Source organism: Desertihabitans aurantiacus (assembly GCF_003344635.1).
In the GTDB taxonomy this organism is placed as follows: domain Bacteria; phylum Actinomycetota; class Actinomycetes; order Propionibacteriales; family Propionibacteriaceae; genus Desertihabitans; species Desertihabitans aurantiacus.
This window is the reverse complement of record NZ_QPKK01000083.1, coordinates 1-13,887: the sequence shown is the minus strand read 5'-3', so window position 1 is coordinate 13,887 and position 13,887 is coordinate 1. Positions and strand designations below refer to the sequence as shown.

General features: G+C 75.2%; 13 protein-coding genes and 3 tRNA genes. 7 read left to right on the top strand and 9 right to left on the bottom strand.

Going from position 1 to position 13,887, the window contains the following annotated elements; translation table 11 throughout:
* On the bottom strand, positions 1-951 hold a 951-nt coding region (locus DVA66_RS08820; protein ID WP_114559748.1), incomplete at its 3' end, for an FAD-binding dehydrogenase.
* Between the two features lie 60 nt (positions 952-1,011).
* Here DVA66_RS08820 and DVA66_RS08815 point away from each other — a divergent pair.
* On the top strand, positions 1,012-1,389 hold the full coding sequence (locus DVA66_RS08815) for a BlaI/MecI/CopY family transcriptional regulator (RefSeq protein WP_114559747.1): 378 nt from the start codon (positions 1,012-1,014) through the stop codon (positions 1,387-1,389).
* A 1-nt stretch (position 1,390) separates the two neighbouring features.
* Positions 1,391-2,269, top strand: a complete 879-nt coding sequence (locus tag DVA66_RS08810; RefSeq protein ID WP_114559746.1) for a M48 family metalloprotease — start codon at positions 1,391-1,393, stop codon at positions 2,267-2,269.
* A 12-nt stretch (positions 2,270-2,281) separates the two neighbouring features.
* Here DVA66_RS08810 and DVA66_RS08805 read toward each other — a convergent pair whose 3' ends face one another.
* On the bottom strand, positions 2,282-2,608 hold the full coding sequence (locus DVA66_RS08805) for a winged helix-turn-helix transcriptional regulator (RefSeq protein ID WP_114559745.1): 327 nt from the start codon (positions 2,606-2,608) through the stop codon (positions 2,282-2,284).
* Positions 2,609-2,686: 78 nt separating this feature from the next.
* Between DVA66_RS08805 and DVA66_RS08800 the strand changes: the two genes are divergently transcribed.
* Positions 2,687-3,346, top strand: coding sequence for an FMN-dependent NADH-azoreductase (locus DVA66_RS08800; RefSeq protein WP_114559744.1), 660 nt, complete (start codon positions 2,687-2,689; stop codon positions 3,344-3,346).
* 74 nt (positions 3,347-3,420) lie between these two features.
* Here DVA66_RS08800 and DVA66_RS08795 read toward each other — a convergent pair.
* A tRNA-Arg gene (locus DVA66_RS08795) sits at positions 3,421-3,493 on the bottom strand.
* A 184-nt stretch (positions 3,494-3,677) separates the two neighbouring features.
* Here DVA66_RS08795 and DVA66_RS08790 point away from each other — a divergent pair.
* Entirely contained in the window at positions 3,678-5,528 is a 1,851-nt protein-coding gene (locus tag DVA66_RS08790) for a phosphoenolpyruvate carboxykinase (GTP) (protein ID WP_114559743.1), read from the top strand.
* 22 nt (positions 5,529-5,550) lie between these two features.
* Here DVA66_RS08790 and DVA66_RS08785 read toward each other — a convergent pair whose 3' ends face one another.
* Positions 5,551-6,498 (bottom strand): phosphotransferase family protein, encoded by a 948-nt coding sequence (locus DVA66_RS08785; protein ID WP_157973921.1) that lies wholly within the window; start codon positions 6,496-6,498, stop codon positions 5,551-5,553.
* 86 nt (positions 6,499-6,584) lie between these two features.
* Positions 6,585-6,675 (bottom strand) — tRNA-Ser (locus DVA66_RS08780).
* 157 nt (positions 6,676-6,832) lie between these two features.
* Between DVA66_RS08780 and DVA66_RS08775 the strand changes: the two genes are divergently transcribed.
* Positions 6,833-8,473, top strand: a complete 1,641-nt coding sequence (locus tag DVA66_RS08775; protein WP_114559741.1) for an LCP family protein — start codon at positions 6,833-6,835, stop codon at positions 8,471-8,473.
* Between the two features lie 28 nt (positions 8,474-8,501).
* Here the strand turns inward: DVA66_RS08775 and DVA66_RS08770 are convergent, their stop codons facing one another.
* Both DVA66_RS08770 and DVA66_RS08765 read right to left on the bottom strand, forming a co-directional pair.
* Positions 8,502-8,936, bottom strand: a complete 435-nt coding sequence (locus tag DVA66_RS08770; RefSeq protein ID WP_114559740.1) for a hypothetical protein — start codon at positions 8,934-8,936, stop codon at positions 8,502-8,504.
* 23 nt (positions 8,937-8,959) lie between these two features.
* Positions 8,960-9,046 (bottom strand) — tRNA-Ser (locus tag DVA66_RS08765).
* Positions 9,047-9,152: 106 nt separating this feature from the next.
* Between DVA66_RS08765 and DVA66_RS08760 the strand changes: the two genes are divergently transcribed.
* Together DVA66_RS08760 and DVA66_RS08755 are read left to right on the top strand one after the other, a co-directional pair.
* A complete protein-coding gene (locus DVA66_RS08760; RefSeq protein WP_114559739.1) occupies positions 9,153-10,127 on the top strand; it encodes an NAD(P)H-quinone oxidoreductase in 975 nt (324 codons plus the stop codon).
* Complete coding sequence (locus DVA66_RS08755; protein ID WP_114559738.1) at positions 10,124-11,023, top strand: hypothetical protein; 900 nt, start codon at positions 10,124-10,126, stop codon at positions 11,021-11,023. Before DVA66_RS08760 ends, DVA66_RS08755 begins: the two co-directional genes overlap by 4 nt.
* 100 nt (positions 11,024-11,123) lie before the next feature.
* On the opposite strand, the gene DVA66_RS08750 is transcribed toward DVA66_RS08755, so the two are convergent.
* Together DVA66_RS08750 and DVA66_RS08745 are read right to left on the bottom strand one after the other, a co-directional pair.
* On the bottom strand, positions 11,124-13,049 hold the full coding sequence (locus DVA66_RS08750; RefSeq protein ID WP_198671607.1) for an ABC transporter ATP-binding protein: 1,926 nt from the start codon (positions 13,047-13,049) through the stop codon (positions 11,124-11,126).
* Positions 13,042-13,887 (bottom strand): ATP-binding cassette domain-containing protein (locus tag DVA66_RS08745; protein ID WP_157973920.1); only part of this gene is annotated, 846 nt, incomplete at its 5' end. The genes DVA66_RS08745 and DVA66_RS08750, both read right to left, overlap by 8 nt.

Sequence of the window (13,887 nt, the reverse complement as noted above, 5' to 3'; positions counted from 1 at the left end):
GGCCGGCAGCCGCCGGCCGGCGCCGTCCACCCAGAGCGAGGAGGGCCCGGGCAGGATCCGGATGCCGTGGTCGGGCCACACCGGGTCGTGGTTCTGCAGGCCCTCGGTGTAGTGCCACATCCGGTCGGGGTTGATCAGGCTGGCGCCGGCGGCGGTGGCGGCCGTCAGCATCCGGCCGTCCACCGAGGCGGGGACGCCGGCCACCAACCGCTGCGGCGGCCCGCCCAGCCGGTCGGGCCAGCTGCGGCGCACCAGCTCGAGGTCGCCGCCGATGCCGCCGGAGGTGACCAGCACCGCGTCGGCGGCCAGCTCGAAGTCGCCGACGACCTCGCGCGGGCTGGCCTCGCCGCGGGTGACGCCGCTGGGCACCAGCCGGCTGCCGCGCACCCCGGTCACCCGTCCACCGGTGAGCACGAGCGCCTCGACCCGGTGGCGGAGGAGCAGCCGCACCCGGCCCGCGTCCACGTGCTCGTGCAGCCGGCGCAGGAACGGCTCCAGCAGACCGGGCCCGGTGCCCCACACGATGTGGAAGCGGGGGACGGAGTTGCCGTGCCCGCGGCCGGTGCCGTCGCCACGCTCGGCCCAGCCGACCACCGGGAAGAACCGGACGCCCATCCCGCGCAGCCAGGAGCGCTTCTCCCCCGCGGCGAAGTCGACGTAGGCCTCGGCCCAGCGCCGCGGCCAGTGGTCGGAGGCACGGTCGAAGGCGGCGCTGCCCATCCAGTCCCGCAGCGCCAGCGCCGCGGAGTCACGGACCCCGAGCCGGCGCTGCTCGGGCGAGTCGACCAGGAACAGCCCGCCGAACGACCACCAGGCCTGCCCACCCAGGGAGGCCTCCGGCTCCTGGTCGACGACCGTCACCCGGCGGCCCGCCGCAGCCAGCTCGACGGTGGCCACCAGCCCGGCCAGACCTGCTCCCACCACGACCACGTCGGTGTCCACGTCGGTCATTGTCCACGCTCTCCGTGGCGGCGCCACCCCCGCGGTAGCCTCCCGCCCGGGGGGTGGACGATGACCAGCGCACGACGACGGGCCCGCGGCGAGCTCGAGACCGCGGTGCTGCGCACCCTCTGGCAGAGCGAGCAGCCGCTGACCGCCCAGGAGCTGCTCCTCCGGCTGCCCGGCGCGACCCCGGCCCTCACCACCGTGCTCACCGCCCTGGAGCGGCTGCGGGTCAAGGGGGAGGTGGTCCGGGTCGGCGAGGGCGTCCGCGGCGTGCGGTTCCGCCCGGCCCGCTCGGAGTCGGAGTACACCGGCGAGGCGATGCTGGCCACGCTGGCCGACTCCAGCGACCGGACCGCTGCCCTGCTGAAGTTCGCCGGCAGCCTCGACCCCCAGGACGTCGCCGCGTTGCGGGACGCCCTGCAGCGGCCGGGGTCGGGGGCCTGAGGTGGACGTCCTCGCGGGCCTGCTGCTGATCGGTCTGCCGCTGACCTACGCCGCCGCGATGGCCGTGCTGGCGCCGCGGCTGCTCACCCGCGGCAGCTGGCGCTTCGACCGTCCAGGGTTGTGCCTGGGGCTCTGGCAGCTGGCGCTGCACACCGGGCTGGCCGGCGCGGCCACCAGCTTCGTGGCGGCGATGTGGCTGGCCGCGGTGCTGGTGGGACGCTCCACCGCCGACGGGGCGGGCTGGGTCTCGGTGCAGGCCGTCGTCCTGCTGTGGGGGGTGCTCGCGGTGGCCGGCGTGGTGGGCGTCGTCGTCACCACCCAGTACCGCCGGCTGGCCCGGGACGAGCGTCGCGCCCGGCGGGGACTCAGCGCGCTCGAGGCCGAGCGCGGCATCCACCGGGCGGTGGCCGACGGCACCTCGATCACCGTGGTGGAGTCGCCGCGGGCGGTGGCCTGCGCGCTGCCGGGACGCGCCCCGGCCGTCGGCTGCCGGCACCGGGTGCTGGTCTCCAGCGGCCTGGCCCGCTCGCTGGACGCCGGTGAGCTGCGCGCGGTGGTGCTGCACGAGCAGGCCCACCTGCGGCTGCACCACCCGCTGCTGCTGCGGCTGGCCCGGCTCAACGCCGCCTGCGTGCCGCTGCTGCCCGGGCCGCGCGAGCTGGAGCGGGTCAGCGGGCTGCTGGTCGAGCTGATCGCCGACGACGCCGCCGCCCGGCACTGCGGCGACCTCACCGTGGCCGGCGCGCTGACCACCATCGGCTCGCTCGAGGGCGACGCCGCGATGCTGCTGCGTGCGGAGCGGCTGCGCGCCCGCCGGCGTCCGCGGATCCGGCGCGGGACGGCCCGTCCGGTCGTCGTCGCCCCCGCCCCGGGCGCCTGAGCCCGGCAGCGGTCAACAGCTGCGCAGGTTCTCCGCGGCCCAGCGTCCGAGCTGGTCGAGCACCGGGACGAGCCGCTGGCCCGCCTCCGTCAGCCCGTAGCTCACCGACACCGGCGGGCCCGGGCTCACCTCCCGCGTCACCAGTCCCACCCCGGCGAGCTCGGTCAGCCGGTCGGACAGGACGGCGTCGCTGATCCCACCCACCGAGCGCCGCAGCACGGCGAACGAGAGCGGCTCGTCGCTCAGCGTGCTGAGGATCATCCCGTTCCAGCGCTTGCCGAGCACGCTGAACGCGAGCGTGACGGCAGCGTCACACCGCGCGTGCTCGGTCTCGGTCATGACCCCATGCTACCCGTGCTAACCTCCGTCGAGTCGCTATGATTTTCTGAGCGACTACACAAAGACGATCGGAGTGGCATGACCCTGTTCCGCCTGGATGCCAGCATCTTCCCGACCACCAGCGCCAGCCGCGCCCTCGGCGACCTCGTCGAGGCCGAGTGGAGCGCTGCCCGCCCCGGGGCCGAGGTCGTGCGCCGCGACCTCGCCGCCTCCCCGGTGCCGGCGACCGCCTGGCAGGACGCCGTCACCGGCGGTTTCGTCGCCGAGGAGGAGCGCACCCCCGGCCAGCGCGAGGCCCGCGCGCTGGCGACGACGTTCGCCGACGAGCTGGTCGGGGCCGACGCCCTGCTCTTCACGGTGCCGCTCTACAACTACGGCGTCTCCCAGCACTTCAAGACCTGGTTCGACCTGGCCTACACCGACCCGCGGATCGACCCCCAGGGGACGGCGCTGCAGGGCAAGCCGGCGACGCTGGTGACGGTGCTCGGCGGCAACTACGGCCCGGGGACGCCGAAGGACGGCTGGGACCACTCGACGGCGTGGCTGTGCCGGGTGCTCGGCGACGTCTGGGGTCTCGACCTGCGGGTGGTCGAGCGTCCGTTCACGCTGGTCGGCACCAACCCGGCTCTCGATGCCTTCACCGACGCCGCCGCCGAGCTGCGGGCGAACGCCGAGGAGCACGCCCGTCGCTGCGGGCGCGAGCTGGCCGACGCGCTGGCCGGCGCGGGGGTCCGCTGACCCGGCACCCCCCGGAGACGACACGCCCGAGGACGACGACAGCCCCTGGCCTGCTGGCCAGGGGCTGTCTGCTGCGCGCTCGGAGGGACTCGAACCCCCAACCTTCTGATCCGTAGTCAGATGCTCTATCCGTTGAGCTACGAGCGCCGGTCGAACCGAGGAGTCACTCTAGCCGCCATCGCGCGCCCGGGCCAAATCCCTCCCGCCCCCCAGCCGCAGCGGTGGTGAGCGGTGTCACAGACCAGTATCTCGGTTGGTATGAGACCAGCGGCCTCCATGGGCTACTGTCAGTCCACCTGTTCACTGGTATGGCTCTCTGGGAGGACACGCGATGACGCTGCAGCTCGAACGCCCCACCGGCACGACGACCCCACCGACCACGCACCGCAGGCTGCTGCGCTGGGTCGCGGAGGTCGCCGCCCTCACCACCCCCGACGCCGTGCACTGGTGCGACGGCTCGGAGGCCGAGTGGGACGAGCTGACCCGGCAGATGGTGCGCAGCGGCACGCTGGTCCGCCTCGACCCGCGCACCCGGCCGGGCTCCTTCGCCGCCCGCACCGATCCCGACGACGTCGCCCGCGTCGAGGACCGCACCTTCATCTGCTCCGTCGACGAGGCCGACGCCGGACCCACCAACCACTGGCGCGACCCGGCGGAGATGCGGGCGACCCTGACGGAGCGGTTCCGCGGCTCGATGCGCGGCCGGACGATGTACGTGGTGCCGTTCTGCCTCGGCCCGATGGACGCCGCCGACCCGAAGTTCGGCGTCGAGCTCACCGACTCGCCCTACGTCGCCGCGTCGATGCGGATCATGACCCGGATGGGCGCGGAACCGCTGGCCGCGATGACCGCCTCCGGCGAGGCCGACTTCGTCGAGTGCCTGCACTCCGTCGGCGCCCCGCTCGCGCCCGGGCAGAGCGACGTGCCGTGGCCCTGCAACCCCGAGAAGTTCATCGCCCACTTCCCCGAGGACCGGGCGATCTGGTCCTACGGCTCGGGCTACGGCGGCAACTCGCTGCTCGGCAAGAAGTGCTTCGCGCTGCGGATCGCCAGCGTGATGGCCCGCGACGAGGGCTGGCTGGCCGAGCACATGCTCATCCTCCGGCTGATCTCGCCCGAGGGCCGCCGCTACCACGTGGCCGCCGCCTTCCCCAGCGCCTGCGGCAAGACCAACCTGGCCATGGTCCAGCCCACCGTGCCGGGCTGGCGGGCGGAGATGATCGGCGACGACATCGCCTGGTTGCGCGTCGGCGCGGACGGCCGGCTGACCGCGGTCAACCCCGAGTACGGCCTGTTCGGCGTCGCGCCCGGCACCGGCTGGCAGACCAACCCGACCGCGATGCGCACCATCGACCGCGGCCCCACCATCTTCACCAACGTGGCCGTCACCGACCACGGCGACGTGTGGTGGGAGGGCATGACCACCCAGCCGCCCCGCCACGCCACCGACTGGCGCGGCCGCTCCTGGGCGCCGGAGGAGGGCCCGGACGGCGGGACGCCCGGGGAGCCGGCCGCACACCCCAACAGCCGCTTCTGCACCCCGATCACCAGCTGCCCGACGCTGGCCGAGGACTTCGACAGCCCCGACGGCGTCCCGATCGACGCGATCCTGTTCGGCGGACGGCGTCCCAGCACGGTGCCGCTGGTCGCCCAGGCCACCAGCTGGCAGCACGGGGTGTTCCTCGGCGCCACCTGCTCCAGCGAGACCACCGCGGCGGCCGCCGGCGAGGTCGGCGTGGTCCGCCGTGACCCGATGGCGATGCGGCCGTTCCTCGGCTACCACGTCGGGGACTACCTGCGGCACTGGCTGTCGCTGGCCGAGCGTCCCGACGTCCGGCTGCCGGCGGTCTTCTACGTCAACTGGTTCCGCCGCGACGCCGACGGCCGGTTCCTGTGGCCGGGGTTCGGGGAGAACTCGCGCGTCCTCACCTGGGTGGTCGACCGCCTCGAGGGCCGGGCCGCCGGTCAGGAGTCCCCGGTCGGCGTGCTGCCCGCCCCGGGCGAGCTGGACCTCACCGGTCTCCGCGTCGACCCGGCGCAGGTCGAGCGGGCCACCGCCTTCGACCCCGGGGAGTGGCGCCGGGAGGTCCCGCTGGTCGAGGAGTGGTTCGCCGAGATCGGTGACCGTCTGCCCGAGGCCCTGCGCGAGGAGCTGGACACCCTGCGGAGCCGTCTCGGCTGAGCCGCCGGCCTGCCGGGCCTCTCTAGGTCAACCGGTCGACCTGCTGGGTGAGCTCGGACAGGTGCTGGCTCAGGCGGTCGCCGAGGCCGAGGCGGTGCGCCTCCAGCGCGGCCTCGGCGGTGCTCCGGGCGGCGTACAGCCCGAGCACCTCCGCCTCGACCGCCGGCCGGCCGCCGTAGCCGGACCAGAAGGCCTCCTGCTGGGCCGGGCGGCGCCGGTCGACCAGGTACCAGGTCCAGTCGGCGGGCGGGTCGCCCCACCAGACCCGGTCGTTGTCGACGACGCCGACCACCTCGAGACGGTCCGGGCCGGCGACCAGGACGTTGCCCGGCCCGAGGTCGCCGTGCAGCAGCCGTGGCGGCCGCTCGTCCAGCCGGTCGGCCTCCCGGGACACCAGGTCGGCGCAGCGGTGCACGGCCACGGGAGGGAGACCGGCCCGCTCCAGGTCGAGCGCGAGCAGGGTGAACCGCCGGCCCAGCTCCTGCGACCAGGTGGCCGACCCGGGCCCGCCCGGCCGTCCGTAGGTGCTGCCGCCGACGGCGTGCACCCGCGCGAGCAGGGCCCCGAGCTGCTCCCAGAGGACGAGGGCGTCCCGGTCGCCGCTGCGGGTCAGCGCCTCCGCGGCGGGGACGCCGGGCAGCCAGGACTGCACCACCACGTCGCGGTCGACGAGCGTGTGCGACGTGTCGCTGGCGAGCAGGCGGGGCACCGGCAGCACCGGCTGCAGCAGCGGGGTGCCGGCCACCTCGTTGCGCATCAGGTGGCGTTCGGAGGCGAGCTGCTGGCTCTCGGGCGGGGCGAAGCGGACCACCACGGGTTCGTCCTCGCGGAGGTCCACGCGGAAGGTGCGGCAGTAGCTCCCGCCGGCCAGCTCGCGGACGTCGACCACCCCGACGCCGAGGACTCGGGTGACCACCCGGGTCACCGTCGCCGTGCCCACCGGTGGACGGGAGCGCTCGAGGTCGGCCACCCGCTCACCGTAGGGCACCCGTCCGAGCCGGCCGGGAACGCGACGAGGGCCCTGCCGGTCGTGCCGACAGGGCCCTCGTGGTGCGGCGGAGGCGGCGGGATTTGAACCCGCGAGAGGGTTGAAGCCCTCAACCCGCTTAGCAGGCGGGCGCCATAGACCGGACTAGGCGACGCCTCCTGGTGCCGGGCCAGACTATCGTCGCGAGGTGGACCAGGGCAAAGGCGGACGCCCGGGCCCCCGCGGCGCGCGCCCGCGCTGCACCCGCGGTGTGCTGGACTCTGCCTCCTACACTGTGCCGGTACCCGACCGACCGGAGATCCCGAGGAGCTGATCCGTGGCAGACGAGCGCGCGTCCTCGGAGCGCACCCCCGACGGCGGCAGCTTCGGCAGCAGCGCCGGCTGGACCGCACTGGGTGCCCTCGTCCCCGGGGTCGGCCTGATCAAGGCGGGGCACCGCCGCGCCGGCGGCGTCGTCCTCGGCGTCTTCGTCCTCGCCCTGCTCGCGCTGGCGGGCGTCGCGCTGTTCGCGCGCTCGGCACTGATCAGCGCCGTGGTCGACCCGACCCTCCTCGACACCGTCTCGGTGCTGCTGGTGCTGGTCGCGCTGGCCTGGGTGGCGGTCATCGTCGTCACCCACCTGGCGCTGCGGCCCCGGGGGGTCGCCGGCGCGCAGCGCGGTCTCGGCGCGGTCCTGGTGGCGGTGCTGGCCTTCGTGGTGGCCGCCCCGATGGCGGTCGCGGCCCGCTACTCCCACGACCAGGCCGCCGTGGTCGGCGCGGTGTTCAAGAGCGGCGCGGACAGCGACTCCGCCACCCGGCCCACCGTCGACCCGAACCAGCCCGACCCGTGGGCCGGTCAGCCCCGGGTCAACGTGCTGCTGCTGGGCGGGGACGGTGACGAGGGCCGCGAAGGCATCCGCACCGACACCGTGATCGTGGCCAGCATCGACACCGTCACCGGGGACACCACGCTGTTCAGCCTGCCGCGCAACACCGCGCGGATGCCCTTCCCCGCGGGCAGCGAGCTGGACGCGATCTACCCCAACGGGTTCTACGACGGCTACGACCCGGCCAACCTCGAGTACGTGCTGTTCGCCATGTACCGCAACGTGCCGGCGCTGCACCCCGGTGCGGTGGGCGAGACCGACCACGAGGGCGCGGACGTCCTCAAGCTCTCGGTCGGCGAGGCGCTCGGTCTCGACATCGACTACTACGCGCTGGTGAACCTGCAGGGCTTCAGCAAGATGATCAACGCCCTCGGCGGGATCACCGTCAACATCAACACCCACGTCGCCGTCGGCGGCAACACCGACCGCGGCATCTACCCCGACCGCTACCTCGAGCCGGGGCCGAACCAGCACCTCAACGGCGGTGACGCGCTGTGGTTCGCCCGCGGTCGCTACGGCTCGGACGACTTCGAGCGGATGGCCCGTCAGCGCTGCGTCATCGACGCGGTCATCAAGCAGGCCAACCCGCAGACGGTGCTGACCCGCTACGAGGCGATCGCCAAGGCCTCCCAGGACATCGTGCAGACCGACGTCCCGCAGGAGATGCTGCCGGCCTTCCTCGAGCTCGCGCTCCGGGTCCGCGACGGCAACACCCGCAGCGTGCTGTTCCGCAACGGCGACCAGGGCTTCTTCTCCGAGAACCCGGACTGGCCCGAGGTCCGCGAGCGGGTGCAGAAGGCGCTGGAGGAGACCGGGCAGAAGGAGGACGCCGACCCGGCGCCCTCCGGCGGGCCCACCGGCAGCCCCGACGAGCCGGCCGACGACCCGACCTCGGGCAGCCCCGGCCCGTCCGAGAGCGCCGACCCCTCCGAGACGGCCTCCCCCGACGCCTCCGGCACCCCAGCCGACGGGTCGAGCCCCGACCCCTCCGCGGAGCCGACGAAGGCCAGCGAGTCGACCGCCGACGAGTGCGCCTTCGACCCCGAGGCGGCGGCCGCCTCCCAGCCCGGGCCGACCAAGACCGGCTGAGCGCCCGACCCGCCCGGGCCCGGGCGGGTCAGATCCGGCCGTACCCGCGGTCGCGGTTGAGCAGCGTGGTCACCTCGCCGACCAGCGCGTCCACCGACCCCTGCGGGCAGACCAGGTGCACGTGGGAGCCGTCCTTGGCCACGAAGGTGATCCGGTCCCCGCTCTGGGCCAGCACCACCTTGCTGACGTCGCGCCACCGCCCGCTGCGCTCCCCGACCCGGTTGCGCACCCGGTAGCCCTCGTCGTCGAGCTCGATCTCGGCCCGGTTGCGCGATGTCGTGACCACCGCCGCCACCAGCATCGCGGCCCCCAGCGCGACCAGCACCAGACCGGGCGCGGCCAGCCAGCGGTTGCCGGTGGCCGCGGTCAGCGCGACCGACAGCACCGCGCCGGCGACCGCCAGCCCCGCCGCCACGGACAGCGCGCGGATCGGCAGCGGTGGGCGGAATCGGTGCAGGCTCACGGGCTCCCTCTCGTCGTGGTGGGCGGCGAGGGTGGGATTCGAACCCACGGAACGGTTGCCCGCTCGGACGCTTTCAAGGCGTCTGCACTAGTCCACTATGCGACCCCGCCGGACCCGGGACGTGCCCGGGAGCCACACATCCTAGTGGCGACGGCCCGGGCCCGCAGTCCCGCCGCCGGACGTCCGGCGGGAGCGGCCCTGTGGCACGCTGGCCGCATGCGTGCGGTGCGGTGCGAGGGATCCGGCGGGCCCGAGGTGCTGGTCTGGGGCGAGGCCCCCGACCCCCGGCCCGGACCGGCCGAGCTGCTGGTCGAGGTGGTCTCGGCCGGGGTGAACCGGGCCGACCTGCTGCAGCGGCAGGGCCACTACCCGCCGCCGCCCGGTGCCTCGGAGCTGCTCGGCCTGGAGTGCGCCGGCACCGTCGTCGAGGTCGGCGCCGACGTCACCGGCTGGCAGGTCGGCGACCCCTGCGTGGCGCTGCTGGCCGGCGGCGGGTACGCCGAGCGGGTCGCCGTCCCGGCCGGTCAGGTGCTGCCCCCGCCCGTCGGCACCGACCTGGTCAGCGCCGGCGGCCTGGTCGAGGTGGCGGCCACGGTGGTGTCGAACTTCGACCACGCCCGGCTCGTCGCCGGGCAGACCGTGCTGGTGCACGGCGGCGCCGGCGGGGTCGGCTCCTTCGCCCTGCAGTACGCCAAGGCGCTGGGCTGCCGGGTGCTCACCACCGCCGGCACGCCGGACAAGCGCGACTACTGCCGCCGGCTCGGCGCCGACGAGGCCTTCGACTACGCCGACGACTGGGCCGCCGCCGTCCGGGAGGCGGCCCCGGACGGGGTCGACGTGGTGCTGGACGTGATGGGGGCGAAGTACCTCGAGCCCAACGTCGGCGTGCTCGCCGCCGACGGGCACCTGCTGGTGATCGGGATGCAGGGCGGACGCCGCGGCGAGCTCGACCTCGGTGCCCTGCTGGGTCGCCGCGGCAGCGTCAGCGCCCTCGCCCTGCGCTCCCGCCCCACCGCGCAGAAGGCCGCGATCTGCGCCCGGGTGCGCGAGGAGGTGTGGCCGATGCTCAGCAGCGGGGACGTCCGGCTGGCGCACGAGACCCGCGTCAGCATGCCCGAGGCCGCCCGGGCGCACGCGCTGCTGGAGTCCGGGGAGCACCACGGCAAGATCGTGCTGGTGGTGCCGCGGTGAGTCCGGCCGCCGGGGGCGACGCGGAGGACCCCGAGCTGGACCGGCTGTTCTCCCTCGACCCGGGCGAGTTCGTCGCGGCCCGGGACGCGTTGGCCGCGGAGGCCCGCAGCAGCGGCGACCGCACCCGGGCCCAGCGGATCAAGGGGCTGCGTCGTCCGACCGTCTCTGCCTGGGTGGTCAACCTGCTGGCCCGCGAGGAGGCCGCCTCGGTCGGTGAGCTGCTCGAGCTCGGCGAGGCGCTGCGGGCGGCGCACCAGACGCTGTCGGCCGACGAGCTGCGGCCGCTGGCCGCCCAGCGCACCCAGGTGGTGGAGGCGCTCACCCGGCGGGCCGCCCGGCTGGCCGCCGACCACGGGCACCCTCCCAGCGAGGCAGTCCGGGCCGAGGTGGCCGGCAGCCTGCAGGCCGCGCTGGCCGACCCGGAGGTGGCCGAGACGGTCCGCCACGGCCGGCTGAGCAAGCCGGTCAGCTACTCCGGGTTCGGCCTCGTCGAGAGCCGGCCGGCCGCCGAGCCGACCCCGGTGGTCGACCTGTCGGCCGCCCGCGACCGCCGACGCTCCCGCAAGGAGCGGGAGGCCGAGCAGGCCCGGGCGAAGGCGCTGGCCGAGGCCCGGGAGCGGCTGGAGACGCTGCGTACCGCACTGGTCGACGCCCGCGCAGTGCACTCCGAGGCCGAGGAGCAGCACCTGGAGGCCGCCGAGGAGCTGGACCGGCGCAGCCAGGAGGTCGCCGACCTCCGCGACGAGCTCGCCGCCGCCGAGGCCGCGGAGGCGGAGGCGCAGGAGGCGGAGGGCCGCACCCGCTCGGCGCTGGCCGAGGCCGAGCAGGCGGTGGAGCGGGCCGAGGCGGAGGCCGAGGAGGCCCAGCACGCGCTGGAGGAGCTGGGCGAGGGCTGAGTCAGCGGGGCGGCGGATGCGGCGACCCCAGCGGTTCGAGGTGATACCGGACGGCACAGCGTCCACTGATACCTCGAACCGGCGGAACGAGGGGGCGGGGTCAGGACGTCCAGGCGCGCCAGAGGGCGGCGTACTCGCCGTCGCGGGCGACCAGCTCGTCGTGGCTGCCGAGCTCGACCACCCGGCCGTCGATGACCACGGCGATCCGGTCGGCGTCGTGGGCGGTGTGCAGCCGGTGCGCGATCGCCACCACGGCCCGGTTGGCCAGCAGGCCGGCCATCGAGCCCTCGACGTCGCGGGCGGTGTGCGGGTCGATCAGCGAGGTGGCCTCGTCCAGCACCAGCGTGTGCGGGTCGGCCACCACCAGGCGGGCCAGCGCCACCTGCTGGGCCTGCGCCGGGGTCAGGCTGGTGTGGCCGCTGCCGAGCATGGTGTCCAGGCCGGCGTCCAGCCGCTGCACCCAGTCCCAGGCGTCCACCGCCTGCAGCGCCCGCACCACGACCTCGTCCGGGCTGTCCTCACGGGCCAGCACGATGTTGTCGCGGACGGTGCCGACGAAGACGTGGTGCTCCTGGGTGACCAGGGCGACCTCGGTGCGCAGCAGGTCGAGCGGCAGCGTGATGAGCTCCACCCCGCCGACGGTCACCGACCCGGTGCGCGGGCCGTTGATCCCGGCCAGCAGGCGTCCCAGCGTCGACTTGCCCGACCCGCTCGGCCCGACCACCGCGAGCCGCTCCCCCGGCCGCAGGGTGAGGCTCACCCCGTGCAGCACGTCGTGGCCCTCGCGGTAGGCGAAGCGCAGGTCGCGACCGACCAGGTCGACCCCCTGCGGGCGGTCGTCGCCGGGGGTGCGGTCCTGGGGCACCTGGCGGATGCCCAGCAGCCGGGTGGTGGAGGCGATGCCGACCTGCAGCCGGTCGACGTTGGCGATCAGCCGGTCCACCGGCTCGACCAGCGCCTGCACGTAGAGGGTGGCGGTGGTGATCTCGCCCAGGCTCACCCAGCCCTGGCCGTAGCCGACCATGCCGAGCAGCAGCACCGCCACCAGCGGGGTGTTGTAGGCCAGGTCGATCCAGCCGAACATGAGGTTGCGCAGCGACATCGTGTAGCGCTCGGCCTGGGCCGACTCGGCCACGTCGTCGTCGCCGACCGCGATCCGCTGGCCGCGCAGGCCGAGCGCCTCCACGGTCCGGCTGCCCTCCACCGTCTCGGTCAGCGTGGTGTTGATCCGGGAGTAGGTGCCGCCCTCGGTGATGTAGCCGCGCGGGGCGCGCCGCAGGTAGGCCCGCACCGGGAACGACACCAGCAGCAGCGCCAGCAGCGAGGGCACCGCCAGCAGCAGGTTGTTGAGGCACAGCGCGACGATGGTCAGCACGGTGGTGGCCGCCGCGATCACCGCCTGCGGCAGCGCGTACTGCACCGAGTTGCTCATCGCCGAGACGTCCCGGGTGACCCGGGTGACCAGGTCGCCCGAGCTCGCGCTCTCGACCCGGCTCAGCGGCAGCGACAGCACCGTGCGGACGACGTTCTCCCGCGCCGAGGCCAGCACGTCCTGGCCGAGCACCGTGGAGGAGAAGCGGGCCCCGAAGGTGAGCAGCGCCTGCACCACCACGACGGCCGCCACCGCGAGCACCAGCGCGTTGATGGTGGCCAGGGTGGTCTGCCCGGCCGCGACCCGGTCGACCAGCGAGCCCAGCAGCCGCGGCACCACCAGCCCCGCCACCGCTGCGGCGATGTTGAGCGCCAGCAGCCAGGCCACCCGGGCGCGCCGGTGGCTGAGCAGCTCACCGACGAACCCGGTGACCGCGCTGGCCGGAGCCACCGGCAGACCGCGCTCGGGCGCGCGGGAGGAGTGGAAGTAGCCGTCGGCCCGCTCCGCCCGCAGCCGGTGCCGGCGCTGCCAGGCGCGCAGCCGCTCACCCACCCGGCCGTGGTGCGGCGGCACCAGCTCCGCCGGCACCCGGGGCGCGACGACGCGGTCGTCGCGCCAGGTGCGGGCCGAGTCGTCCAGCCAGGTCTCAGACACCGCTGGTCTCCATCCCCCGGGCGACGACCCGGCGGTAGCCGGGCTCGGCGAGCAGCTCGCTGTGGCTGCCCTGGCCGGCCAGCCGGCCGTCCTCCAGCCACAGCACCTCATCGGCGTGGTGCAGCCACAGCGGGGACACCGTCATCACCACGGTGCTCCGCCCGGCCCGGTAGCGGGTGACCCGCTCCGCGATCCGGGCCTCGGTGTGGGCGTCGACGGCCGACGTCGGCTCCACCAGCACCAGCACCGGGGCGTCCATCAGCAGCGCCCGGGCCAGCACCACCCGCTGCCGCTGCCCGCCGGACAGCCCGCGGCCGCGCTCGTCCAGCACGCCCTGCCAGCCGCCGGGCAGCGCCTCGTAGACGTCCTCGGCCGAGGCCACCCGCAGCGCCTCCTCGGCCTGCTCGCGGCTGGCCCGGCCGTGCGGGTCGACCGCCTGCTGCAGGGTGCCGGCGAAGACCTGGCTGCTGGTGTCGCTGACCAGGACGTGGCGGCGCAGCTCGGCCAGCGACAGCTCCGACAGGTCGACCCCGCCGAGGCTGACCCCCCAGCGGGCCGAGGCCTGCTCCTCGTCGGCGACCGCACGGGCCCGCCGCAGCTGGGCCATCTCGGCCTTGGCCGCCCGACGGGCCCCGCCCTTGAGCGAGTCGTCGACGTCCAGGCTGGGCGGGGTGCCGGTGTCGGGCAGGTAGCGCCCGAGCCGGTCGGCCAGCGCCGCCGAGTCGTCGGGGACGCCGCTGACCACGACCACCAGCCGGCCGGGGACGATCCGGACGCCGCTGCGCTCGTCGACCAGCTCGGCCGCGGCCGGCAGCGGACGCGGCCGCTCCGGCTCGTG

Bases quoted from the DNA above. Each gene is read 5' to 3' on its own strand.
- DVA66_RS08760 (WP_114559739.1), top strand. From the start codon at position 9,153: ATGCGTGCGGTGCGGTGCGAGGGATCCGGCGGGCCCGAGGTGCTGGTC.
- DVA66_RS08800 (WP_114559744.1), top strand. From the start codon at position 2,687: ATGACCCTGTTCCGCCTGGATGCCAGCATCTTCCCGACCACCAGCGCC.
- DVA66_RS08790 (WP_114559743.1), top strand. From the start codon at position 3,678: ATGACGCTGCAGCTCGAACGCCCCACCGGCACGACGACCCCACCGACC.
- DVA66_RS08815 (WP_114559747.1), top strand. From the start codon at position 1,012: ATGACCAGCGCACGACGACGGGCCCGCGGCGAGCTCGAGACCGCGGTG.
- DVA66_RS08805 (WP_114559745.1), bottom strand. From the start codon at position 2,608: ATGACCGAGACCGAGCACGCGCGGTGTGACGCTGCCGTCACGCTCGCG.